The following is a 20,515-nucleotide window of genomic DNA, read 5'->3' as shown; positions in this document are numbered from 1 at the left end:
GGGTCACCTGCTTTCTACGAGCGCGTGGAACGTGCGAGAGGTTCGGGTGGTCAGGAGCCCGGAGATCCGGGTGCGCAGCCACCGCCACGTGCGGGACTCCATGAGCGCGGTGTCGTCGAGGTCGATGCCGTACACGTCGTGCAGGTCGTTCTCGACGTGTGACCAGACGCGCAGGATCCGGGCCCACGTGATGCGGTTGCCCTGAGCGGCGACGCGGCGCATCTCCTCCGGAGGGGCGTCGTACCACTCGTACAGGCCGGTGACGGGGTCTAGCTCTCCGCGCCCGTACGGGGCGATGTCGTCGTCTGGCGCGGAGTCAGCGCTTTTCCCACCGGCGAGATCCAGTAGGCGCGCGCCGCTGCCTCGCCGGCGACGATCCACATGTACGCCGTCATGCCCGCGTGCTGGATCGCGGGAAGGGGGACGTCGTCCGCCATCATCTCCGCGTACACCGGGCCGAGCGCGTCCTGCTCGAGGGTGGTCGCCCACTCGTCGTCCGCCACGGCGCGCGCGTGGGCGGGCTTGGGGTCGGTGCCGTTGTGTCGTGCGGCGGCGACCGCGAACGCGGCCTGCAGGCGGAGCCCGACCCGGGCGGGCGGGGAAGGGATCGAGTAGACCTTCCCCGCCACGCGCAGGTCGAGGTTCGGCGACAGGAAGTCGTCGATCTCCTCGGTGAGCTCGGGCATCAGGAGCCCGAGGTCTTCGCCGGGTTCGTGATCGGGGTGCGCGGGCCCTGCCCGAGGATGGTGACCTGCACGGCGTTGAGGCCGGTCGGGTCACCGCCCTGCGGGGCCCACTGCACGAGGCCGTAGCCTTCGTACGCCTCGCCGTTGCCGCCGCCCTGCCGCTCGTACCAGCGGACGTGGACGAGCGTGAGGTTGTCGGCCGCCTGGCGCAGGAACTCCTGGCCCGGGTCGTAGGCGCCGCCCTCGGCGTACTTCCGCAGCGCGGTGCCGACGAGCTGCCACTTGCGCTGGGTGACGGCGTCCGAGCCCCAGCCGTCGGAGTCGTAGTCCGACGCGTCCTGCACGGTCGAGTTGACGGCCGGCTGGAACGCGTTGAGCGCGCGGACCTGGATCCAGTTCGGGGTCTCGGTGTTGGACGTGTCGATGTCCAGGCGCCACGTGGTGTTGACGGTCGGGGTGAGGGTCTCGACGGACATGGGTACTCCTTGCGGGGTGGGTTAGTCCGTCACGTGGGCGGACGGGTGTGCGGTTTCGAGGTAGTAGTTCGACGAGGTCTCCTGCCGCGCGTTCGCGTCGGGACCCATGAGCGCGTGCGAGGCGCGGATGATGAGGGACACGCGGATGGGGCCGAGGTCGACGTCCGTCGCACCGTGGAGCGCGTCGTAGATGTCGTCGGCCAGGTCGTTCACCGCGTTGATCGGCGTTCGGGCCGCGCCGCGGATCCGGACCTGGACGCCCTGCGTCACGTCGGACCGGGCGCCCGACCGCACCGGGTACGGCTGCAGCGCGACGACCTTGTCCGGGCTGGCCGGCATGGGGCCGATGACGATCCCGGTCTGGGCGGCGGTGTACACCCCGCCCGGGTTGTACGTCAGCCCGAGGTCGAGGGTGGTGAGGTGCTGCGCGAGGCCGGTCAGGAGGTCGTTCGTGAACCCCACGGGCCCTCCTAGGTGCCGAGCTTCTTCGCGAGCGCGTCGCGCATGATCTTGAGGACCGCGGCGCGTTCGCTGTTCACGGGGTCCTCGAGGTACTTCGCCTGCCGGCCCGCGTCGTGGCGGAACGTCATGTCCTCGTGCTGACGCACCGCGTACGGGGTGTCGAAGTACACGACGGCGGACTTGCCCTCCGCAGCGGTCGCGCCCGAGCGGACGAGCGTGCCCTCCTCGATCGGCGCGATCTGGCGGGCCTCGCCGAGGATGTGCTCGGCGGCGAGCAGGGCAGCCTCTTCGCTGGCCTGCGACACAAGGCTCGGGACGTCACGACGGACAGGCATGGGGTGCTCCTACGTGAGCTGCAGGACGTAGTGCTCCGGGGCGGGCGGTGTGTGGAACCACTCCACCGCCAGGACCTCGGCGGCGCGGCCGTGCGGCAGCGTGATGAGGGACCCGACCGGGACAGGCGCGTGCTCGGGCCGGATGACGACCCGGGACGAGGACACGACCTCGCTGCCGTCACCGTTGCGGACCAGCTTGTTGCCGTCCTCGACGCGGACCCACTTGAGCGTGCGCTCCTCGTCGGCGTACACGGGCCCGTAGGCGCTGTCGCCGACCTTGTCGCGGCACGTGACGGTGTGCGGGGTGAGGAGCCGGGGGAGCTTCACGGCGTCACCACGGCAGAGGGGGTTGGTTCAGGAGCCCGGCGGTCTGCAGGATCTGCACCGCTTCGGGGGCGAGGCGCGACTCGGCCGCGCTCGTGTTGGCACCGGACCCGGTGCCGCCGCCTGACCCGGAGAACGAGCCGAGGCTGAGGGAGTTGAACCGTCCCGACGCGCCGGACACGTCACCGGTCTCGTCGAACCAGGACGCCTGCGCGCACGTGGCGTCTCGCAGCGCCTCGGTGACGTCGAGGTCGGTGGGGTAGCCCTCGTCGTCGGTGTCGTACCGGGCGGTGATGATGAGCCCGTCGATGAGGAGGGACGCGCGGCGCAGCAGCGCGGACGCGTTGGCGGGGGTGGCCTCACCGGTGAAGTCGGCGAGCTCGGCGGCGGTGGCGTAGATGCGCAGGGCCACGGTTCTCCCTAGAACGTGAGGGACGGTGCGCCCCGCCGGTGGAGGCGGGGCGCACCGTCAGCGGGTCAGGAGCCCGACGACGTGGCGATCGTGACCTGCGCGGTGGCGACGCCCTCGCGGCGGAAGATCGTCGCGCCGAAGACGTTGAGGCCACGCACGATGTCCGCGAAGCGGTTCGGGTCGCGCAGCGCCTCGGTCTCGAGGATCTGGTCCGCGTACGTCAGGGCGCCCGGGACGCCGGCGCAGATCGTGGTCGCGCTGCCCGACGTCGGGAGGTTGCCCGACACCAGGACCTGGAAGCCGGTGGAGCGGCCGACCTGCCCGTTGAGCAGGGCGTCCGACGAGCCCGACGCCGAGAGGTCCGTGTACCGCGAGTCCATGAGGAGCGCGGACACGAACGCCGGCGACACGACGACGTAGCGGCCCTCGAGCGGGACCGACTGCGCGTCGAGCTTCTCGCGGAGCTTGACGAGGACCTGGTAGGCCGTGAGCTGGCCGGGGCCGGCGCTCTCGGGCTTGCCGTCGAACACGGTGACCGCGCCGAGGCGGTTCGCCGCGATCGGGCCGCCGGTCGAGACGTTCTCCGTGAACTTCGCGGCGATGAACTTGTCGGCGGCGTCGCGCAGGCCGATCCCGGCGCGGGCGATGGCGGGCGACTCGAAGTTGCCCGCGGCCTGGACCTTGTCGACGTCGTTCACGCGGAACGCGAAGTACTTGCCCTGGTCGACGACGAGCGAGATCCGGCCGTCGTTGAGGTCCTCGACCGTGATGTCGGTGTTCTTGTCGTAGTCCCGCACGGTCGGGTCGTCGATCGTGGTGACGTGGATCGTGTCGCCCTGCTGGCGGATCTGACCCTCGTAGTCGCGGTTCGCGACCTGGGCCTGACCGAAGACGAGGGCCTTCTCGTAGGGGACCTGGACCGCGGCGGACCAGAGCTCGGGGACGAAGTTGGTGATAGCCATGGCGGCGTCCTTCGGGTGTGAGAGCGGGTGGCGGGAAGCGGGTTACTTGCCGCCGAGGAGGTCGCGAGTGCGCCCTTCCTTCGCGGCCTTGAGCCGGTCGGAGGGGGTCATCGCTGCGAGCTGCTCACGGGTCAGCTGCCCCTTCGAGGGGTCTGCGTTCCCGGCGGACAGGTCGCTGCCCGCCTTGGTCGCCGCCTGGACGACACGGAGCTTGGGGTTGTTCTCCACCACGGCCTTGACCGCGGCGTCCACCTGGGACGCGAAGTCGTCGGCCGTGGGGTCGAGGTCCTTGACCTTGTTGAGGAAGGACCGGGAGTCGAGGAGTGCGTCGGCGTCGGCGTGGTGCTTGCCGGCGACGCGGAACACGGCGAGCTCGACGCGGGCGGACTTGGCGGCCTCGCGCTCGGACTCGATCTGCTTGGTGAGCTCGGCGGGGTCGGCGGGCTCGTCGTCCTTGATGAGGCCGAGTGCCTTGCCGATGTTCTTGGTGAGCTCGGCGACGGCGTCGTCCGCGGCGGTCTGCGCCTTCTTGCGGTGCGCAGCGGCCTCGTTGCGGAGCTTGGTGACGTAGTTCTCGTCGAACGTCTTGGGCTCGTCGTCGCCCTTGGGCTCGTCCGCCTTGGGCTCGGCGGTCTTGTCGGCGGGCTCGGTGCCGGTCGGCTCCGCGTTGTCCGCGGGCTGCTCGGCGGGCTGGCCGCCGCCGGTGGGCTCACCGGTCGCGGGCTCGTCGATGAACATCAGTCGTGCAAGGCGGGGCTTCATTGATCCGGACTCCTGGTCTGGTATCGGGGGAGGCCCGCGCCTGGCGGGCATGAGAAAGCCCCCGGAGACCATGGGTCTCAACGGGGGCTAAGTGGGGACTACCTCGTTAGACAGTTCCCGATTCGAGCACACTCTACCGCAACAAGCGGAACAACATGGAACTATAGTGACGACACGACCAGACAGCGTCAGCACGACCCGCTACGCTGACGCCGTGAACGACTTCAACCCGATGCTCTACATCGGCTGGATCCTCGGTGCCGTCCTGGTGCTGCTCGTCGCGGCCCTGGTCACCTACCTCGTCCGGTCCTGGGGCAAGGCCGGGCGCAGGCGCGCGGCCGAGCGTGCCGAGCTCGAGGAGCTGCGGCGCCGCGTCGGCGACTAGGTCGCGCGCCTGATCTGCTCGCGCGCGGACTGCCGACGCAGCGTCGGGTTCTCAGCCAGGTGGTCCCGCATCCGGCCCTGCCACTCGCGCACCTTCGCGGCGGCCTGCCGCTTCGCCTCTGGTGACAGCGCGATCGCCTCGCGTCGCTTCCAGTCCCGGATACCGCGTTCGATGGCGCGTTGACGCTGCGCCACCTCGTACCCGGACGGGTCCGGGCGTTCGGTACGAAGGCGCGTCACGCCGGGGATGAACACGCCCGTCGTGCAACGACAGTTCGGGTGGAAGACGCCGGCCCGGCGCGCGGCGTCCATCGTGCCGTGCACCTCGACTCGCTCCCCGCCCTGGACGACCGCGGTGACCGACGTCAGCGACACGACCTTCCCGGCCCAGTCGTCGCAGATCGGGCACGCACGCGGGCCCGGGATGATCTGCACCAGGTTCTGCCCCGACGCCTGCAGCAGGTCCAGGTGTCCAGCGACCGCGGCCTGCCCGGCACCTGATCGGGTCGCCATCTCGACGTACGACTCGAGGCGCCAGTTCCGGCCAGCGGAGTCGCGGAATCCGGTGATGCCCTGCCCCAGGAGCCGGTCGAGCGCGCCCTGCGCGGCCTGCCGGCGGGTCTGCCCACCGAGCACGACCGAGGACGACGCGACCGCGACCGTCTCCTGGTAGGCGTCCACCACCGACCGCAGCGCGCGCGCCCCGACACCAGACAGCGTCGCGACCGTGTCCTGCACGATCACGAGCAGGGACCGCTCCTGCGCGGGCGGCAGCGACGGGCGTACGCGCGCGTCGTCGAGGTCCGCGACCGCGGTCGCCTTCCCCGCGGTGTACGCGGACCGCATGACCTGCCCGGCCGCCTCCGCGAGGGAGGCGTCCATCTCCGCGAGATCGCGTTGGAGGCGGCGGCGCAGCATCTGCAGCTCGGCGAGCTTGACCACGCCCCACTCGGGCGCGTCCATGTCCGCCGCGAGCCTGCCCGCGATCGTACGGAGGACGGCGAGCTCTACCTCGGCGACGAGGTCGACCGCGCGCGCGGCGAGGTTTGCGCCGTAGTCCGGTCCGATGGGCATGGGTGGACGCTACCCTTCTGCGACAACGGCCTCGGGCGCCGAAGCGTCGATGCCGGGGCGCAGCGTGAAGGGGTCGGGCATGGCGCCCTCGTCCTTGATCCGGTCGACCTCCTCGTTGACCTGGTCCGAAGTCCAGTTCGGGTGGACGGTGCGGACCCGGGTCTCGACCGACGCGGCGTCCGCGTTCTTGAGCGCGAGCGCGGTCGTCGCGAGGGACGCGATGTCCGGGTTCGGGTCGGTCGGGAAGTTGATCGTGATCTCGCCGTCCGGCGTCCCGCCGCCCTTGCCCGGGTATAGTGCGCCGTCGATCTCGAGGAGAACGGCACCCATGTGCGCGAGCGCGGCCTGCCAGTGCTTGAGCTTCTTCGCGCGCGTGAGCTTGGACAGGTCCTGGCGGGCGACGACCTGGGTTGCGGTCATCATGCCCGCGATCTGGTCATCGCCGAACGACGCGGCGGAGTACCCGGCCTTGCGGATCACGGCGCCGATGAGGTCGCGCAGGGTGTCGGTGTGCTCCTGCACGCGGATGTCGTACTGCCAGGGGGTGATCGGCGCCCCGCCGTCCTTCCCGGAGCCCATGCCGCCGGCGCCCGGGTACGCGGTGTAGATCTCCTCGTCCGCGTTGAACGTCGCGCCCTTCCCGGGACCGTTGGACTGCATCGCGGAGGCTTCGACGAAGAGGCGGCCCTTGCCGAGGCGGACGTCGCGCATGAGGGACGAGTAGACCTCGTCGATCGCGTCGAACCAGGGGGCGAGCTGGTCGAAGTCGGAGCGGCCGAGGTGGACCAGGTCGCGGTGGTTGCGCCACTTCGGGTTCGGGGTGACGTTCGGGACGTACGACGCGGCGAGTCGCTGGGTCGGGATCTCCATGCCGCCCTCGTCGTCCACGAGCTCCGCGAACGGCCGCGACACGTTGTGCTCCTCGAGGGGCATCTGCATGCCGATCTCGCCGACCGTGCCCTTGTACAGGGCGTAGAAGATCCGGCCGGGCTCGTACCGCTCAAGGAAGCGCCACACCTCACCGTTCGACTCGGCGACCTTCTGCCAGAACGTGACGGCCGCGAGGCGACCCCACCGGAACTCGGGCACGGCGGCGTCCGCGTCAACGGTCGAGACCCAGGGCTTCTCCGCGACGCCCTTGTCCCACACGGCGCGCAGGTACGTGCCGCCGAGCGCGGACTGTGCCTCTGCGGCGTTCGCGAGCGTGACGAGGGTGTCGTCCCCACCGAGGAGCTCGGCGAGGCGGTCCTGCATCGGGGACTCGCCCTCGCCGATGACGGGGGTGAAGCCGGTGCCGAACAGCAGGTCCGCGGAGGTGCGCGTCAGGTCTGCCGGCAGGGGCAGGTGCAGGCGCGGCGGGGGCGGCGGAGCACCCGGCGTCGTCGTCCCGGAGTGGAAGAACTTCCGGGCCGCGCCCGCCAGCCCACCACCGCGGGACACCGCGGGCCGGGTCGCGCCCGCGTACCGGGCGGTTAGGCGCTCGGGGTCGCCGGACCACCAGTCCGACCATGCGGCCATCGCGGTCTGCGCCTGGCCGAACGGCGCGGGCGGCCACGACTCCTTGGCCTGGTAGTTGATCGGCATGGGCCCTCCTGGTCAGGCTGCGAGTGCGAGGTTGATGTACTGGCGCCAGTGGCGCTCGGTCGTGGTGACGGCGTAGCGGGCGGCGTCGAGGGAGTGGTCGTCGACCTTCACGGGCTTGTCCTCGCCGCGGAGGGCCGCCTTGTCGTCCCACGAGTACCCGGGGATCTCGCGGATGAGGTCCGGGCAGCGGTCGGTCACGATGAGGCGGTCGGCGCCGAGGAGGGACGCGAACGTCTGGATGCCGTACTTCACGTCGTTCTCGGCGGCGAACGTCTGCAGGCCGTCCGCGCCGAGCTGGACGCGGAACGACGCGGCGGCCGGGTCGAGGAACACCCAGGACGGGGTCGTGAGGTGCGGCTGCCCGGGGATGCTGATGCTGGCCATCCAGTCACGCAGCCCGGTCGAGAGCTGGGCGTCGGTCCAGCGGGCCCCGTTCTCCCCGGCCTGGTAGCGCCACTCGTCGACGAACACGAGGCGCGGGTTGAGCTCGGCGGTGATGCCGAGCAGCAGGGCCGCGGTCGCGTTCGTCGTGCCGTAGTCGACGCCTATCGCGACGAGGTCGCGCAGGTTCGGCAGGTTGTCGAACGGGATGACGTGCCGGTCGGGGTCCCACGTGTCGTAGATCGCGCCCTCGGCCGCGACCCACTCCCCGAGGATGAACCGGCGGAACCACAGGCCGGTGAACTCGGCCCGCTTGCGCCGCTTGTAGTCCTCGGTCAGGGACGGGTTGTCGTCCATGACGAAGTGCCAGTACTTCCACCCGGGCAGGACGGGCTGCCCCTCGGCGTCGCGGAGGCCGATCTTGTTGAGGAACTTCGCCTTGAACCAGTGCGCCGGGCTGTCGGGGTTCGTGGTGCCGAACAGCTTCGCCCCGGCGACGGACATGCGGCCGAGGAGCTGGGTGAAGAACTCCTCGGGGATGACGGTGATCTCGTCGACGTAGGCGCCGGCGACGGTCATGCCTCGGATGGACTTCTCGGCCTTGGCGTCGGACGCGCCGATGATGTGGACGGTGCGGCCGAGGATGGTCGCGGTGGGTGCGCCGTTGGTGTACTTCACGGTCGCGGCGAGGGGCCCGAACAGGGACTCGTCCTGCATGGGCTTGATGACGTTGCGGAAGATCGCGTCGCGGGTGCGGCCGATCATGACGAGCTCGCCGCCGCGGGGTGCGCGGGCCATGAACCCGTACCAGCGGAGCAGGGACACGATGGTCTTGCCGGACCGGATGGAGCCGTCGAGGACGTTGACGGTCGCGTCGGAGGTCGTGAGGAAGTCGTACTGCTTGGGGGACAGCGCGGGCGTCACGCGTCCTCCTGCGGGTCCTCGGTGGTGGCGGCGATCGCGTCCTGCGCCGGGGTCTCGGGCGGGGCGGGCGACGCGTCGGGGACGAGGTCGAGCAGCTTCTCGAGCATCGACTTCGCGACCTCGGACACGGAGTCGGTGTCGTGCTTGTCGAGCGCGAGGGCCTTGTCGGTCGCGATGCCGGCGGACGTCATGTAGTTGCGGTGCGCGCCGGCGTCGGGCTGGTCGAGCTCGAGGACCTTCCCGGAGGCGAGGGGCATCGTGTAGGGCTGGTCGAGCTTGTCGAGGGCGTCGTTCGCGGCGTCGAGGAAGCGGTGGGCGAGCATGGCGCGCTTGGCCTTGGCGTCGGTCTCGGCGGCCTTGGCGGCGGCGGCGGTGCGGGAGCGGTCGAACGGAAGGTCGAGGTCGCGTGCGCGGCGGGCGATGGTGCCGAACGAGAAGCCCATGCGGGCGCCGATCTCGCGGGTGGAGAGTTCCTGGGCGTGAAGTTCGCGGAGTTGGTCGTCGTGGTGGGGTTCCCAGACGTTCTTGCCGTTGCCCATGGGGTCTCCGTTCACCTGCCCGCCTGGGGCGCTCGGTGGTTGCATGCCCTCCTGGGGCATGGGTTGGCCCCCGCGCCCGGGGATGGGTGCGGGGGCCGTGTCGGGATGTTCTGACGCGCGGTGCTTGTCAGGAAGTTCTGTCAGAGCGCCGGATCAGGCACTCCGTGGATGCGGTGCCGTGGAGGACGTACCAGTTCTTCGCCCGCTGGGGCGCTCGCCAGCCGGATCGTCGTCCGCAGAGGTCGCAGGTGTACCGGACGTAGAGGCGGCCGAAGACGGTGCGGGTCTTGCGTCGGACCCGGATCGTCCCGAGGTAGTCGTCGCGCGTCATGCGTCCTCCCAGGGCCCGGTGTAGACGGCGCGGCGGCGCACGATGTACCGCTCGGGCTTGAGGCCACGGATCCGCGGATCGGCCGCGGCCCGGACGCGCACGGGTCCACCGACCTGGTGGCCGTTCGACCGCTTGAACAGGCCGTACTCGTAGTGCTCGGGCACGTGGATCGGCGTGCAGACCTGGCATCCGGGCGTGGAGCAGGGGAACGGTCGCCCGTCGACGTCGCGCATGAGCGCGTGCAGGGTGTCGGTCACGCGTCCTCCTTGCGGCTGAGTGCGCGCGCTCGGTCCTCGCTGCCAGCGACCGCGACCAGGAGTCGCCAGAGGCCCGCCTTGGTCGCGCGCGTGCGGCGCTCAGCGCGGACGCAGTGCCTGCACATCAGGCGTCCGTCACGGGCAGGCGCACCGCGATCGGGGGGAACGCCTGGTCTGCGGCCGACACGCCGTCGCGGATGCGTGCCTCGGTCGCCTTGCGGCGGGCGTCGAAGTCGTCACCCTGCGGGCGCTCGGTCAAGACGACGCACCACACGCCCGGGAGGGACACGGAGCGCACCCGGCCGGGCCACTCCGCGATGTGCGCGGCGAGGGTCGCGTTGCGCCAGTCCGGGATGCGGCGCGGGCGGAGACGTCGGAGCACGAACTCCCACTTCTCCCACGCGAGCCCGGTGAGCGCGCCCGCGGCCCAAGCCGCGCCAGCGGCGATCGGGATGAGCGTGAGGCCTCCCAGGAACGACAAGATGTCGAAGGTCATGCGTCCTCCCTGAGGATGCGGCGCGCGAGGGCGAGTTCGTCGGCGTAGCGGCGGTCGAGCTCGTCGCCGTACCAGCCCCACGCGCTCTCGTAACCGTCCGCGGCCCTCACGAGCAGAGGTGCCACGAGTTCGGCGACGTTGGGCGACCACAGGGCGATGTGCTCGGTGGTGCCTTCCTCCACGAGTCCGTAGTCGTCGCGCTGGACGGTTGCGACGATCGTCCCGTCCCACCCTCCGGGCTTGTCGGGCTTGAGGACGATGCCGGGGTCGTCGGGGTCCTTCATCCATGGCCCGGGGGTGGCGGCCTGCGCGGTCTCGCGGATCTTGGCTGCGGCTCGGCGCAGCAGGTCCGCGCTCACGCCTGGGCCTCGCGGATCTGCTGCTTGTGCTCGCGGTGCCACTTCTTGCGCTGGGTGCCCGAGGTCATCTCGCCGGAGGAAGCGCCACACGAGCACAGGCCATGGCCCGTTCCTCCGGTTCCCTGTCCCCAGCGTCGGGAGAACGTGCCGTTGGCGCGCTTCTCGTGCGGGGCGCCTTCCCACAGGAGCTCGTGCCCGGCGAGGCGGGTGCTGGCGCTCATGCTGCACCGCCTCCAACCGCGTCGCGGACGGACTGGACGATCTGGTCCTCGTCGATGTCGACCTTCACGCTGACCTCGACGGGCGCGGGGCGCACGGCCTCGGCGAGCGTGAGAATGGCCTCGGCGACGGCGAGGGTGGCGTTGACCTGACGCGTGGCGACGTACGCAGACGGGTCAGTGCCGCGCGGGAATTCTGGGTACGACGCGGACTGTGCGAATCGGATGGTCTGACGGGTGGCGTCACGCTGCGCCTCGAACGGGCTCCGGCCGCTCATGCTGCACCACCGTCGGTCTTGGCTGGTCGGCCGCCGCGTGGTCGGTGGGGTGCGCCAACGCGGGTGAGGATGCGGTGCACCATGCCGGGGGAGAGGCGGGCCGCGGTGTAGATGTCGGCCATGGGGATGGCGTGGTTCGCGTGCGCGGTCACGATCGCTTCGTCACGCTGCTGCTGGGCGGCGGCGGCCTTGACGGCGTGGTCGGTTGCGGCGGTGGCGTGCTTCGCCACCTCGCGCAGCTCGGGCGGGGTCTGTGGGTCGGTCATACCCCAAAGTCTACGAAGTGAAGTGGAACGGGGTGGAACTTAGAACCAGACCGGTGGGGTTTCCCAGTCTGACCTTGTCCCCACCTGGTACGCGCGGCGCGGAACAACCCGGGGCAGACCGTCCGCGTGTTCCACCAACGTCGGCCCGTCCGCGTGGTCCACCAGGGACGGCCACGTGTACCTGACGGGGGAGCGGCGGTGCGTCGCCGCGTACTTCCCGATCCGCTCGTCGTACGGCGTCGGGTCCCCGCACATCGTCGCGAGGTAGTCATGCACCCAGGACGTCGGCATCGCGACACCGACACCCCAGTACAGGGCGTCCGTCGCGAACCACGCCGCGTCGACCGGGGTTGCGCGCTCGATCGCGTACCGGACCGGCCCGACCGTGTGGAACGGCATCCCCGTCCCGACGTAGAACGACACGATCGTCCGCGGCGCGGCCGTGAGCGCGCGCCGGACCTGGTCGAGGAACCCGGCCACGGGGACGGCGTCGTCCTGCAGCACGACGTGCCAGTCCGCGTCCGGGTCGGCTGACGCCCACGCGCGGTCGCTGTTCGCGTTCTCCCCGAGGGTGCCGTCGTCCACGAACAGGGCGGCGTCCAGGGCCTCCGCGAGGTCGAGCGCGGGACCGAGGCGGGCGGTGTGCGCCATCACGGCGTAGGACACGTTCACCGGTGCTTCCACCATGCCCACTGGGTGCGCTCGTCGGCGCGGAACACGGTGTGCACGCGCGGCCCGGTGACGATCCGGCCGGCGAACGCGGGGGAGTGGGCGACGATCCCGAACGCGAGCATGTCGCCGACCTCGGGCCCGGCGGGCTCGTTGCCCCAGAACCGCTCCGACTCGAGGTCGTAGAACGTGCGCACGATCGCGTGGGCGAACGCCATGACGTCCTCACGGGCCCCACCGAGGAGCCCGGCGTTCAGCATGGTGTCGTGGCGGTGCTCGCGCAGGAAGTCCTGGAAGACGCGCGCGGGGTGGTTGGTCCAGGCCCACTCGTCGTCGTACGTCTTGGGCTCGGACCCGACGTACACGCGCCCGGGGACCATGTCGTCCCACGGGGTGTTGAGCATCTCGACGTCGGACCCGTCCGTCGCCCAGACGAACCGGTACTCGGGGTGGTCGCGGAGGTGCTGGTAGATGTGGAGCCACCGCCGGTAGTACACGTTCATCGCGACCGCGGGTACGGGCGCGAGGCGCGCGCCAGCGGGAGCGTCGGTGAGCTCGTCGGCGAGCACGACGGCGCGGGCCCCGCGGATCGAGGACGCCCACGCCTGCAACGTCCCCGGGTCCGGCTCCCACTTGAACCCGCGCTGCGGGTCCGGCTCGGACGTCAGGAGCGTCGTGATGACGGCGTCGACACGGTCCCGGTACTCGACGTACCCCGTGTGCCCGGTCCGCATCCGGTGGTTGTGGATCTCGACGTTGCGCTTCACCAGGGCGGCGCGCGTGTTCGGGTGGACCGAACGTTCGATCTCCTCGTGCTCGTCCATCGAGTGGATCAGGTCCGCGGACCCGGCGACGTCGGCGTACCGCCACGTCGTCAGACCGGCGTGGTGGATCCGGTTCGACAGGTCGCCGTGCTCGTACATGCCGAGCTCGTAGATCGGGTCGAACCCGCCCACGGCGTCGAGGGCGGTGCGGTGGAAGTACAGCATGACGCCCCGCGGACCGGTATACGCGACGTGGTGCCCGTCGTCGTGCAGGACCTTGATGTCGTTCAGCTTCCGCGGCCCGGCGAGGTCGAGGAACTGGTACATGAGGTGCGGTTCGGGGGACTCGACGTACGGCTTCCACCAGTCGTCCGCGATCGGCCACGCGTCGTCGTCCCAGAGGAAGACGTGCTCGCACCCGTCGAGGAGCTCGAGCGCCTTGTTCTTCGCGGCGGGGATGCCGGCCTGGGTCTCGAACCGCCAGTCCGCGACGGGGACGGGCTGATCGGAGGCGTCGTCGACGATGACGAGCAGGGCGCCCGGGGGGAGGTGTCGGCGGTGGTGCTCGAGCACGAGCTGCATGGCGTCGTGCCGGTTGCGGGTGGTAATGCCGATGCCGATGCGGGGGGTCTGCTCGCCGGCGGGGGCGTAGCGGACTCCGTCGACGGTGATGTCGGGCACCGGGCCTCCTGGGTTGTGCGCCTGCCGGGGGTCTCACCGCGCGTTCCCGTGGACTTGTTCGCGGGTCCGCCCGGCAGGCGGGTCTGGTGGGTGACGAGCGGATGCGGAAGGATGCGTGGTGTGACCCCTGCGCCGGAGTTTCCGCCCGTTCGACTTGTTGATGTCGAACCGAGTCAGTCAGCTCGGTTCACCGGCGAGGTGGAGCTTGTTCCGAGATTCAGTCGTGATCCCCACTCGTTCTGGTGCCACTTCTTCCAAGAAGAGTGGGAGCGGACCACTGACCTCCCTTGGCTCACAGCGGGTTTCACGAGCATTCGCAAGGGTGATGAGGAGCGTGCCCGGGCGCTGCTCGCTTCAGTTACGGACCAGGCGAACGACAGAATGAGCGCGTACCTAGCCGAATTGCACGAGTCGAAGCCGGAGGACGTCGCCCAGTTCGTCGCGCTCGAGGGATCGATCGCGGCGTCCGAAGACGGCGCTTACCTCTGGCGCTCTCCCGGCTCGTAGCGGTGAGGAGGGGGGTCGAACCCCTACGCGGTTGCCCGCCAACTGGTTTCGAAGCAGCGCCCGTCGCCGTCTCTCGGGTGGCCTCACCTGGTGATGCGTGCGTCCCCCGGGATTCGAACCCGGACTGACCGCTACTTGAAGGCGGTGCCTCTGCCAGTGGGCTAGAGACGCGTGGGGACGGCAGGTGTCGAACCTGCGACCTTCCGGGTTTCAACCGGACGCTCTACCACTGAGCTACGTACCCGTGCGGCCCGTTCGCCTGGTGAGGCAAGAGGGTGGGCCAGACCCCCAGGGTTCGCGCCGCGTGGCACGGCCAACCCCGTCTCACCTCCGACAGCCACGCCGGGTGAGCTCTGCTCTCCGCCAAGGATTCGAACCTCGGTCTCCTGGTTCAGAGCCAGGGATCCTGCCGTTGGACGAGCGGAGATCGTGTACCTCGCCCTGGATTCGAACCAGGGGCCCTCCGCTTAAGAGGCGGTGGCTCTGACCACTGAGCTAGCGAGGCGTGCGGCGGTGGGTCGCCACCCTGTGTCCGGCGCTTACCTGGCCGCCGGCGACCTTTCTGTGATCGTCCGGTCCCCTGGGATCGAACCAGGCGTGCCCGAAGGCGACGGGGTTACAGCCCGCCTGCACCACCAGGTGCGAGAACCGGTTGGCGCGCCGCCCGGAATGCTAGTGCGACGACGCCCGGAACCCTCACGGCCGAAACCGGGAGGGGCTATGCGGTGGACAGAGGGTGTCGAACCCCCCTGGCCCGGGTTGGAGCCGGGCTGCCAGGCCGCTGGTGTCCCCTTGTGCGTCTCGGGTTGGGTGGGTCGAGACACTGAGCACCCGCGTCGGCATGTCTGCCGGCGCTCGTCCCCGGGACCCGGATTCGTCGGGCTCTCCCTGGGGCACAGCTAGAGCCCGCGACCCCTCGTGAGGGTGCGGGCTCCGCGCGCCTGATACGGGACTTGAACCCGTGGTCTTCCCCGTGACAGGGGGACGTCCGTTCCAGACCGGACCGATCAGGCGGGCGACGAGAGTGGACCAGCGTGCGCTGGCGCGAACATCTCGTCTGGGCTGAGGTGGCAGGACTCGAACCTGCGCGGACCCGGGTAACAACCGGGCGCTCTGCCGACTGAGCTACACCTCAAGGGCCCGTGTCCCGGACCAGGGTCCGGTGCGCGTACACGTCGCCCACGGGCAGACGACGAGGCGGGTTGCGTGGCGCCACGTCCTAGGAAGCCGTCTCGCGATGCTCAGACCACCCAGAGGGTGGACGGCGTGGATCGTGCCGGAGTCGAACCGGCGTCCGGTCGGTGTCCGCGTGCGGTGCTCACCAGCCGTCGAAACCACTCACGACCCCTGGTAGACCAAGGTCCAACCAAGCACACTGTACCGCAACAACTGGAACACAGTGGAACTATCCCAAGCGATGCAGGGTGAAGTGCGGCGAACCCAGCGCGTTGAGCGCCCGGTGGCCGATACGCTGCGCGCGTGACTGCCCTCCGCATCCTGCTCCCAGTGCTGGCCACCGCGTCCGCGCTGGGAGTCGACATGCTCGAGAAGGGCTGGCGCACGGCAAGCGGCATCGCGACCCTGGCGTTCCTTCTCGGGACGGTCACCACCGAGATCATCGCGAGCCGTCGAGCCAAGACGGCCAAGCTCGCTCTCGAGTCCCAGCGGGCGGAGTACCTCGTCACTTCGTTCGCCGCGTTCGGGCCCCTCTCGAACCACATGAGTCTCATGGCGGCCGCGCAGACCTCGCGTCGTCGGGAACTCGCTGGGCCCTCGCTCTATGCCGCAGCGGTCGCGGCGCGGAGCCTCGTGCCGGTCGACGGTGTGCGGGCGGCGCTGTTCTACCGGACTGTCGAGGACGGCAAGGACGTCTTCCTGCCGCACCCGGTGTACTGGGTGGGCCGTGGCGACCGCGCGCAGTCTAGGTTCGTCCGCGGCGAGGGCGAGGGCATAGACGTCTGGAACGCGGCGGACCAGGGTAGCCAGTCCTTCTACCCGGACATCGCGGACGAGCGGCCACCGAACATGGACATGAACAGGCCCAGGACGTACGCCGGCTTCGCCACTGTCCCGATTCTCGCCGGTGACGAGTGCGTTGGGCTCGCGACGATCAACACGCTCGAGCCTAACCAGCTCACGTCAGAAGATGTCGGTACGCTCTGGGTAATCGCGGCCCTCTCCGGCGCGATCCTGGGCATGGTGGGCTGCAAGTGGCCCGGGGTGTGAGGCATGATGATGACGATGATGCGCTGGCGCTTGGAGGTGGCCGCATGACCGCACCGACGGGTTGGTCCGCCGAGATGGACCGCCGGATGCGCGAGATCGAGACCGACGCCGAGCGTTACCTCGAAGACGCACGCCGCGATGCGTCCAGTGGACGCCTCTCCAAGCTACTGGCCCCCAGCGGAAGCGCGCGAGGCCGGTTCAAGTGGAAGGGCAGCGTTACAGGGTCCTCGGACTCGAGCCACCACGTTGCTCCCAATCTGAGCTACTGGGCCATCGTGAAGAAGGACCGCAACGACGAGTAGTCCCGGGCGGTCAGTAGATGTTCTTGTGCTCCCAGCCGCGCGGGTTCCGGTCGGTCACGACGAGCCCGAGCATGCCGGCCGGGGACCACACCCCGTACTGGTCGAGCATGTACTCCGAGGACCGCTCCGCCTCGAGCGCGGGGCACCCGATCAGGGTGCGGCCCTCGAACTCCTGGTAGTACGCGTGGTGGTAGTGCGCCATGAACCACAGCTTCACGCCGCCGAGGTCCTCGGTGCGGCCGAGGATCTGCCGCTCGATCGCGGCCCGGGTGCGGGTCTCGGTCGACGTGCCGCGGCCCTTCTCGATGTACCCGTGGGAGAAGTAGCAGTCCACGCCGGACAGGGTGAGGGTGACGCCGGGCCGGGTGTCGCCGATGTGCCACTCGATCGGCGGGTACCCGTGCGCCTCAAGCTCGACGAAGAGCTTGCGGACCTGCCGGGCGATGTGCGTGGACGCGTTGTCGTTCGCGGTCGTGACGGGGTCCTTGGACCCGTTCCTCGTCCACTCGCCGTGGTTGGAGATGACGGAGGACACGGAAACGGGCACGCCGAGGGTGAGGGCCTGCTTGATGGTCCACACGCGCAGGTCGTAGTCAGTCTCGAGCTGGCGGGACTGGTTGAGCTCGATCGTGTGCGACTGGTTGGTGTTGTGGGACACGATGCCGTTGGCGATGTACGTGTGCGAGCTCGTCCCCATGACGGCGATGGCCTGCGTTCCGGCGTCCTCGACCGAGGTGACGGTGACGTTGCTGCGGGTGCGCAGGTAGGGGAACCCGACCTTGGCAAGGAGGCGCACGGGGCGGAAGGTGCCGAGCGCGCGCAGGACCTCGGAGTAGCCGCCGAGGAAGTGGAGCGTGACGACCCGGGTCTTGGGGTTCGCGTCCTCGCGGTAGGCGAACTTGTGCTCGCTGAGGATGCGCTTCGCGCGCTCGAGGACTGGCCCGGGGAGCTGGGACACGTTGAGGTGCCAGGGCTCGCGTCCGGCGGCGGCCTGCAGGCACCCCTCGCCGTCCAGGAGGCCGGACATCCAGCCGGCGTCGAAGTCGGTCGGCTGCTGCCACGGGTCGCTGAGCTTGGACACCTGGTAGGGGTGGTCCATGAGCCGGTCGGCGCGGACCCATTCCCAGGGCTGGGACTTGCTCTTGCGCGCGAGGACGGGGTGCTCTGCGGTGCAGAGCAGCGTGGTGCCGTCGGAGAAAGTCACGCGCACGGCGGGGAGCTGCTTGACCTCGTTGCGCAGGACGTGACCAGGAGCGAAGCGTCGCCCGCTGACCGACTGCCGCTCTTCCTCGACGGTGTACAGCTCGTCGCCTGCCTCGAGCGTGCCAGCGGGCACCCACCGAAGGTCGCGGGTGAGGACGAGTTCGTCGGCGCCGACGCAGTAGTTGTTCGCGACGCCCTCGGTCTCGTCGCCCATGAACGCGACGTGGAACGCGTCGATGTCGAGGCGGGCGGCGGCGGCGACGTGGCGGGTGATGCCGCGCTTCCAGTTCTCGATGGCCTGCTCGGTGTTCTTCTTCCCGAGTTGGGGGTCGGCGACGAGCGCGACGTACGTCCCGCCGGTGCGGGTGGGGGCCGGGGTGGGCTTCGGTGGGGTGTGGCCGAGGAGGGCGTCGCGCCAGCCCTGCACGGTCTCGGGGGACACCATGTCGCGGGAGACGCGCCGGAACCGGGCGGAGTAGGCGTAGAGCTGGACGGTGTCGCGGTGCCCGTCCTTCGCGCGGGCGGACTGCTGCCAGGTCGACATGCGGACCGTGTCGTCGACGACCTCGAACAGTGCCGGGTCGAGGTTGAAGAGTCGGAACACGCGGTCCCAGTCGCCGTTGAGCTCTCCCTCGATGACGACGTTGTTGATGCTGCCGCCGTCGGGGCCGACGTCGATGGAGCCCTGGGGCTGGTGTGCCGTCGTGGTGGCGGCGTGGGTGTCTGCGAGGCTCACAGGGTGTCCTATCGGGTGGGGCCGGGAAGTGTTAGTACTGGGCGCCGTTACTTACAGTTCGGGCGGAACTGTTAGCAGGCGCAGTCCCCGCGGCGGTGGCGGGAGACGGTGGTGCCGGCGATCTTGTGGCCGGCGGTGGTGAGGGTTCGCCCGATCGTGGAGGAGTGCTCGTCGGGGTCGGCGAGGACGGCGGTGAGCCAGGCACGGTCGGTGTCGTCGAGGCGGGCGAGGATCTTCGCGACGGTGCAGGTCCCGCCGCGGAGGGCAGGGCCGGTGGTGTGGAGGTCGGCGAGGCTCACGGCTGGTCCTCCGGCGTCTCGGCCGCCTGTTGGGCCGCGCGGTCTTCCTGGGCGATGGCGAGCATCTCGCGGCCCGCGCGGACGAGCTCGGCACCGAGCCGCTCGAACAGGACGGTGTCGTCTGGTCGCGCGACGACCATCCCGAACGCGAATCGCTCGCCAGGGCGGTGGATGGGCGGGGGAGAGTCGAGGCGGAGCGGGAGGTCGATGGTCATGTCGCCGACGTGGGCGCCGGTGCCGGGCTGCTGCTCGGGCAGGAGCGCCTCGATGCGTAGGCGGACGGGCAGGTTGGTGACCTTCACGCGGCTTCACCGGCTTCCTGTGCCTCGGAGTAGATGCGGTCGTCGGCGAGCTGCGTGAGCTTGCCGAGCATCGCCTGCGCCACGGGCGACGGCGGCGGCTGGGGCTTGCACCGGTCGTCGAACCCGGGCTGCTCGACCATGAACGTCAGCAGCGTGAGGGCGTGGAACGCGACCGCGGCCATGTGCGGGGAGCCGGTCTCGGCGTCGATGTCCTCACCGGACCAGAACGCGTTGGCGTGGCGCTGCAGTGCGGCGTAGGACTTGGACCACTCGTACCCGCCGCGCCAGTTGTGGGCGGCGTACTTGGCGGCGCCGACGCCGTAGTGGCGGGCGACGGTGGCGAGGGCTTCGACGGGGAGGAGGTCGTACCGTTCGGGCTTGACGCCCTTGGCGGCGCCGGTGGACGACACGGTCCGCACCTCACCGGATGGCGGGACGGCAGGGGTCGTGTTGTCGGGCTTCGGCGCGATCTGCTCGAGGCCGTAGCCACCGGCCTCGAGTTCCGGCGTGGTGAGCCACAGGCCCCTCATGCGCCGGAACGTCTCGTCGGATGCGACCTTGAGCCCGAGGGCTTGGGCGAGGGCGTACTCGGCGCGCGCGCCGGACGACTGCTGCCACCCGTCGAGGAGGTACACGGCGTCGCAGCGGGTGATCTGTTCGAGGTCCCATGCGAGGGCGGCACGGAGGTCGAACCCGTGCTGGGTGAGGTCCTCGTTGCCGGTCATGCCAGCGGGGTCGAACCCACCCTCGCGGTCGTGTTCGGCGGGGTTGACGACGTCGTGCCCCTGCATCCGGAGTGCGTGGGTGGCCTCGTCGAAGGCGGGGAAGTTGAACTCGGGCAGGCCACGCATGGGCCCGGCGACGTAGACGCGCATCAGGCCACCTCCACCTTCGCGATGTCGAGGTAGATGGCACGTCGCTCGGAGAGAGCGAGCTTCACGTCGCCGTCGAAGTCGCGGGCGATCTCCTCGCACTCCTCGCGCGTCTCAGCGCCGTGGCCCCACGAGTCGTGCGGACCGCGACGCCCCTCGGACCACACGATGATCGTGTAGAGGATCTCGCGGCTGAACGCCGCCTTGCGAGTCAGGACGACGACGTCCTTGTCGTCGCTGACGGCCTGCACGGTCCACCAGCGCGGCTCGTTGAGGAACTTCACGCGCTGGTCCGGGACGAGGTCGACGAACCGGTCGATGGGCTCACGCTGCGCGCGGGTCCGGCCGTGGGGTCCGACGAGGAGGCCGTTGGTGCGGTGGTTGCGGGCGAAGACCTTCGTGAGGTCCTCGGGGATGTCGAGCAGTGCGGTGCTCACGGTGTGC

At 70.2% G+C, this 20,515-nt stretch carries 30 protein-coding genes and 7 tRNA genes; 4 read left to right on the top strand and 33 right to left on the bottom strand.

Annotated elements, in window-relative coordinates:
• Positions 1-3: 3 nt before the first annotated feature.
• The 9 genes from RDI86_RS02280 to RDI86_RS02240 all read right to left on the bottom strand — a co-directional run bounded on the left by RDI86_RS02280 (position 4) and on the right by RDI86_RS02240 (position 4,419).
• Positions 4-222 carry a hypothetical protein gene (locus tag RDI86_RS02280; RefSeq protein WP_308820593.1) on the bottom strand — a complete coding sequence of 73 codons (219 nt, stop codon included), beginning with the start codon at positions 220-222 and terminating at the stop codon, positions 4-6.
• A gap of 47 nt (positions 223-269) precedes the next feature.
• Positions 270-686: a hypothetical protein gene (locus RDI86_RS02275; RefSeq protein ID WP_308820592.1), complete on the bottom strand. Its 417-nt coding sequence runs from the start codon at positions 684-686 to the stop codon at positions 270-272.
• Entirely contained in the window at positions 686-1,162 is a 477-nt protein-coding gene (locus RDI86_RS02270; protein ID WP_308820591.1) for a phage tail tube protein, read from the bottom strand. Before RDI86_RS02270 ends, RDI86_RS02275 begins: the two co-directional genes overlap by 1 nt.
• Positions 1,163-1,183: 21 nt before the next feature.
• Entirely contained in the window at positions 1,184-1,624 is a 441-nt protein-coding gene (locus RDI86_RS02265) for a minor capsid protein (protein WP_308820590.1), read from the bottom strand.
• Between the two features lie 8 nt (positions 1,625-1,632).
• Complete coding sequence (locus tag RDI86_RS02260; RefSeq protein ID WP_308820589.1) at positions 1,633-1,959, bottom strand: hypothetical protein; 327 nt, start codon at positions 1,957-1,959, stop codon at positions 1,633-1,635.
• Between the two features lie 9 nt (positions 1,960-1,968).
• Complete coding sequence (locus RDI86_RS02255; protein WP_308820588.1) at positions 1,969-2,286, bottom strand: hypothetical protein; 318 nt, start codon at positions 2,284-2,286, stop codon at positions 1,969-1,971.
• Between the two features lie 4 nt (positions 2,287-2,290).
• A complete protein-coding gene (locus RDI86_RS02250) occupies positions 2,291-2,695 on the bottom strand; it encodes a hypothetical protein (RefSeq protein ID WP_308820587.1) in 405 nt (134 codons plus the stop codon).
• A gap of 65 nt (positions 2,696-2,760) precedes the next feature.
• Positions 2,761-3,657 (bottom strand): phage capsid protein, encoded by an 897-nt coding sequence (locus tag RDI86_RS02245; RefSeq protein WP_308820586.1) that lies wholly within the window; start codon positions 3,655-3,657, stop codon positions 2,761-2,763.
• A 42-nt stretch (positions 3,658-3,699) separates the two neighbouring features.
• Positions 3,700-4,419 (bottom strand): hypothetical protein, encoded by a 720-nt coding sequence (locus RDI86_RS02240; RefSeq protein WP_308820585.1) that lies wholly within the window; start codon positions 4,417-4,419, stop codon positions 3,700-3,702.
• A gap of 214 nt (positions 4,420-4,633) precedes the next feature.
• Here RDI86_RS02240 and RDI86_RS02235 point away from each other — a divergent pair, with 214 nt between their 5' ends.
• On the top strand, positions 4,634-4,804 hold the full coding sequence (locus RDI86_RS02235; RefSeq protein ID WP_308820584.1) for a hypothetical protein: 171 nt from the start codon (positions 4,634-4,636) through the stop codon (positions 4,802-4,804).
• On the opposite strand, the gene RDI86_RS02230 is transcribed toward RDI86_RS02235, so the two are convergent.
• The 12 genes from RDI86_RS02230 to RDI86_RS02175 form a co-directional block, all read right to left on the bottom strand.
• Positions 4,801-5,877 (bottom strand): phage minor capsid protein, encoded by a 1,077-nt coding sequence (locus RDI86_RS02230; protein WP_308820583.1) that lies wholly within the window; start codon positions 5,875-5,877, stop codon positions 4,801-4,803. The two genes, RDI86_RS02235 and RDI86_RS02230, sit on opposite strands and share 4 nt — an antisense overlap.
• Positions 5,878-5,886: 9 nt before the next feature.
• Entirely contained in the window at positions 5,887-7,461 is a 1,575-nt protein-coding gene (locus RDI86_RS02225) for a phage portal protein (protein WP_308820582.1), read from the bottom strand.
• Between the two features lie 12 nt (positions 7,462-7,473).
• On the bottom strand, positions 7,474-8,766 hold the full coding sequence (locus RDI86_RS02220) for a PBSX family phage terminase large subunit (RefSeq protein ID WP_308820581.1): 1,293 nt from the start codon (positions 8,764-8,766) through the stop codon (positions 7,474-7,476).
• Positions 8,763-9,305 (bottom strand): hypothetical protein, encoded by a 543-nt coding sequence (locus RDI86_RS02215; protein WP_308820580.1) that lies wholly within the window; start codon positions 9,303-9,305, stop codon positions 8,763-8,765. The genes RDI86_RS02220 and RDI86_RS02215 overlap by 4 nt, the downstream gene beginning before the upstream one ends.
• Before the next feature lie 327 nt (positions 9,306-9,632).
• Positions 9,633-9,893: a hypothetical protein gene (locus RDI86_RS02210; RefSeq protein WP_308820579.1), complete on the bottom strand. Its 261-nt coding sequence runs from the start codon at positions 9,891-9,893 to the stop codon at positions 9,633-9,635.
• Positions 9,894-10,017: 124 nt separating this feature from the next.
• Positions 10,018-10,389 carry a hypothetical protein gene (locus RDI86_RS02205; RefSeq protein WP_308820578.1) on the bottom strand — a complete coding sequence of 124 codons (372 nt, stop codon included), beginning with the start codon at positions 10,387-10,389 and terminating at the stop codon, positions 10,018-10,020.
• A complete protein-coding gene (locus tag RDI86_RS02200; RefSeq protein ID WP_308820577.1) occupies positions 10,386-10,748 on the bottom strand; it encodes a hypothetical protein in 363 nt (120 codons plus the stop codon). The genes RDI86_RS02205 and RDI86_RS02200 overlap by 4 nt, the downstream gene beginning before the upstream one ends.
• Positions 10,745-10,969, bottom strand: a complete 225-nt coding sequence (locus RDI86_RS02195; protein WP_308820576.1) for a hypothetical protein — start codon at positions 10,967-10,969, stop codon at positions 10,745-10,747. Before RDI86_RS02195 ends, RDI86_RS02200 begins: the two co-directional genes overlap by 4 nt.
• A complete protein-coding gene (locus RDI86_RS02190) occupies positions 10,966-11,244 on the bottom strand; it encodes a hypothetical protein (RefSeq protein ID WP_308820575.1) in 279 nt (92 codons plus the stop codon). The genes RDI86_RS02195 and RDI86_RS02190 overlap by 4 nt, the downstream gene beginning before the upstream one ends.
• Positions 11,241-11,510 carry a hypothetical protein gene (locus RDI86_RS02185; protein WP_308820574.1) on the bottom strand — a complete coding sequence of 90 codons (270 nt, stop codon included), beginning with the start codon at positions 11,508-11,510 and terminating at the stop codon, positions 11,241-11,243. The genes RDI86_RS02190 and RDI86_RS02185 overlap by 4 nt, the downstream gene beginning before the upstream one ends.
• A 39-nt stretch (positions 11,511-11,549) precedes the next feature.
• Positions 11,550-12,197 (bottom strand): hypothetical protein, encoded by a 648-nt coding sequence (locus RDI86_RS02180; RefSeq protein WP_308820573.1) that lies wholly within the window; start codon positions 12,195-12,197, stop codon positions 11,550-11,552.
• Positions 12,179-13,624 carry a glycosyltransferase family A protein gene (locus RDI86_RS02175; RefSeq protein ID WP_308820572.1) on the bottom strand — a complete coding sequence of 482 codons (1,446 nt, stop codon included), beginning with the start codon at positions 13,622-13,624 and terminating at the stop codon, positions 12,179-12,181. The genes RDI86_RS02180 and RDI86_RS02175 overlap by 19 nt, the downstream gene beginning before the upstream one ends.
• Positions 13,625-13,744: 120 nt before the next feature.
• Here RDI86_RS02175 and RDI86_RS02170 point away from each other — a divergent pair, with 120 nt between their 5' ends.
• On the top strand, positions 13,745-14,131 hold the full coding sequence (locus RDI86_RS02170; protein ID WP_308820571.1) for a hypothetical protein: 387 nt from the start codon (positions 13,745-13,747) through the stop codon (positions 14,129-14,131).
• Here the strand turns inward: RDI86_RS02170 and RDI86_RS02165 are convergent.
• The 7 genes from RDI86_RS02165 to RDI86_RS02135 form a co-directional block, all read right to left on the bottom strand.
• Positions 14,132-14,219, bottom strand: a tRNA-Ser gene (locus RDI86_RS02165).
• Positions 14,220-14,303: 84 nt separating this feature from the next.
• Positions 14,304-14,375: transfer RNA gene (locus RDI86_RS02160), tRNA-Phe, on the bottom strand.
• Positions 14,376-14,487: 112 nt separating this feature from the next.
• A tRNA-Gln gene (locus tag RDI86_RS02155) sits at positions 14,488-14,558 on the bottom strand.
• Positions 14,559-14,563: 5 nt separating this feature from the next.
• Positions 14,564-14,636 (bottom strand) — tRNA-Lys (locus tag RDI86_RS02150).
• A 433-nt stretch (positions 14,637-15,069) separates the two neighbouring features.
• Positions 15,070-15,144, bottom strand: a tRNA-Asp gene (locus RDI86_RS02145).
• A 49-nt stretch (positions 15,145-15,193) separates the two neighbouring features.
• Positions 15,194-15,266, bottom strand: a tRNA-Asn gene (locus RDI86_RS02140).
• A 132-nt stretch (positions 15,267-15,398) separates the two neighbouring features.
• A tRNA-Val gene (locus tag RDI86_RS02135) sits at positions 15,399-15,478 on the bottom strand.
• A gap of 132 nt (positions 15,479-15,610) precedes the next feature.
• On the opposite strand from RDI86_RS02135, the gene RDI86_RS02130 reads away from it, so the two are divergent.
• Both RDI86_RS02130 and RDI86_RS02125 read left to right on the top strand, forming a co-directional pair.
• A complete protein-coding gene (locus RDI86_RS02130; RefSeq protein ID WP_308820570.1) occupies positions 15,611-16,357 on the top strand; it encodes a GAF domain-containing protein in 747 nt (248 codons plus the stop codon).
• A 44-nt stretch (positions 16,358-16,401) separates the two neighbouring features.
• Positions 16,402-16,659, top strand: coding sequence for a hypothetical protein (locus RDI86_RS02125; RefSeq protein ID WP_308820569.1), 258 nt, complete (start codon positions 16,402-16,404; stop codon positions 16,657-16,659).
• 10 nt (positions 16,660-16,669) lie between these two features.
• On the opposite strand, the gene RDI86_RS02120 is transcribed toward RDI86_RS02125, so the two are convergent.
• The 5 genes from RDI86_RS02120 to RDI86_RS02100 all read right to left on the bottom strand — a co-directional run bounded on the left by RDI86_RS02120 (position 16,670) and on the right by RDI86_RS02100 (position 20,508).
• Positions 16,670-18,598, bottom strand: a complete 1,929-nt coding sequence (locus tag RDI86_RS02120) for a hypothetical protein (RefSeq protein WP_308820568.1) — start codon at positions 18,596-18,598, stop codon at positions 16,670-16,672.
• Between the two features lie 71 nt (positions 18,599-18,669).
• On the bottom strand, positions 18,670-18,897 hold the full coding sequence (locus RDI86_RS02115; protein ID WP_308820567.1) for a hypothetical protein: 228 nt from the start codon (positions 18,895-18,897) through the stop codon (positions 18,670-18,672).
• Complete coding sequence (locus tag RDI86_RS02110; RefSeq protein ID WP_308820566.1) at positions 18,894-19,199, bottom strand: hypothetical protein; 306 nt, start codon at positions 19,197-19,199, stop codon at positions 18,894-18,896. Before RDI86_RS02110 ends, RDI86_RS02115 begins: the two co-directional genes overlap by 4 nt.
• Positions 19,196-20,074 (bottom strand): dATP/dGTP diphosphohydrolase domain-containing protein, encoded by an 879-nt coding sequence (locus RDI86_RS02105; RefSeq protein ID WP_308820565.1) that lies wholly within the window; start codon positions 20,072-20,074, stop codon positions 19,196-19,198. Before RDI86_RS02105 ends, RDI86_RS02110 begins: the two co-directional genes overlap by 4 nt.
• Positions 20,074-20,508 carry a hypothetical protein gene (locus RDI86_RS02100; protein ID WP_308820564.1) on the bottom strand — a complete coding sequence of 145 codons (435 nt, stop codon included), beginning with the start codon at positions 20,506-20,508 and terminating at the stop codon, positions 20,074-20,076. The genes RDI86_RS02105 and RDI86_RS02100 overlap by 1 nt, the downstream gene beginning before the upstream one ends.
• Positions 20,509-20,515 lie beyond the last annotated feature (7 nt).

The organism is Cellulosimicrobium sp. XJ-DQ-B-000 (assembly GCF_031119065.1).
Lineage (GTDB): Bacteria > Actinomycetota > Actinomycetes > Actinomycetales > Cellulomonadaceae > Cellulosimicrobium > Cellulosimicrobium funkei.
Note: the sequence above shows the minus strand (reverse complement) of the source record. Positions and strands in the feature narration are given on the sequence as shown.